Annotated in this window: 1 protein-coding gene and 1 pseudogene; both read left to right on the top strand. The window is 45.9% G+C overall.

The features are described from left to right. Positions 1–690 (top strand): annotated as a pseudogene (locus tag A3735_RS03395) (exopolyphosphatase); the annotation flags it as partial. 27 nt (positions 691–717) lie between these two features. Next, positions 718–1129 (top strand): tRNA (adenosine(37)-N6)-threonylcarbamoyltransferase complex transferase subunit TsaD (locus A3735_RS03390; protein WP_369820503.1); only part of this gene is annotated, 412 nt, incomplete at its 3' end.

Below are 1129 nucleotides of genomic sequence, written 5' to 3'. Positions count from 1 at the left end.
GGCTTTTCCATACTCTACTCATGCTTTAAGGTACTGGGCATCAAAGAAATGGAGTTCACATCGGGCGCGCTTAGGGAAGGTTTGCTGTATGACATACTAGGCCGGATTCAGCATGAGGATGTCAGAGAACGTTCACTTCAATCGATGCAGGCTCGCTACGCTATTGATGTTGAACACGCTGAAAGAGTAGAGAAAACAGCGCTTCATGCATACAAGCAAATTGCTTCGTATTGGGATATAGCCTTACCGCAATGTGAAAATCTACTACGTTGGGCAAGCCGGGTTTTTGAGGTTGGGCACTCTATTGCTCATGCACAATACCACCGGCATGGTGCTTATCTCGTTTATCACTCTGACCTACCAGGTTTCTCGAGATTAACTCAGCTGCACCTTTCTGTGATAGTACGTACTCACAGACGGAAATTTAGTGATGAGCCTTTTATTGGAATGAGTAAACAGGAAACGCAAACACTGAAGCGCCTGTGCACAATATTCAGACTGGCGGTTGCGCTGACAGCAGAACGTAATCAAGCTGAAACGGATTTCACCCTAAGGGCTCAGGACGAGTGCTTATCCCTTAGTATGGGGAAAGGCTGGTTTGAGGCAAATCCCTTAAATACGTCGATCTTGGAGTTAGAGCAAGACTTGTTACGTAAGCAGGGCTTTCTTCTACTGCTAGCTAAAGATTGACGACTTTCCAACTACACGAGATTCTTAATGATTGTTTTAGGTATTGAGTCATCTTGCGATGAGACCGGTGTTGCTTTATATCATAGTGAGAAAGGTTTGCTTGCACACCAGTTATATTCCCAAGTAGAGATGCATGCGGACTATGGTGGTGTTGTCCCGGAATTAGCTTCTAGAGATCATGTAAGAAAAACCATTCCTTTAATAGACGCTATTCTCAAAGAAGCTGGGCTAGAGAAGGGCGATATTGATGCGATTGCCTATACTGCAGGGCCGGGATTAGTAGGAGCGCTGATGGTCGGTGCTTCCATTGCGAATGCCTTAGCGATGGCGCTTGATATCCCCATTATCGGTGTACACCACATGGAAGGACACTTACTGGCGCCGATGCTAGAAGATAGTCCACCGGAATTCCCCTTTATTGGTTTACTTGTATCGGGTG

The organism is Oleiphilus sp. HI0061, assembly GCF_001635675.1.
The sequence above is the reverse complement of the archived record's forward strand: the minus strand, read 5'-3'. Positions and strand labels throughout refer to the sequence as shown.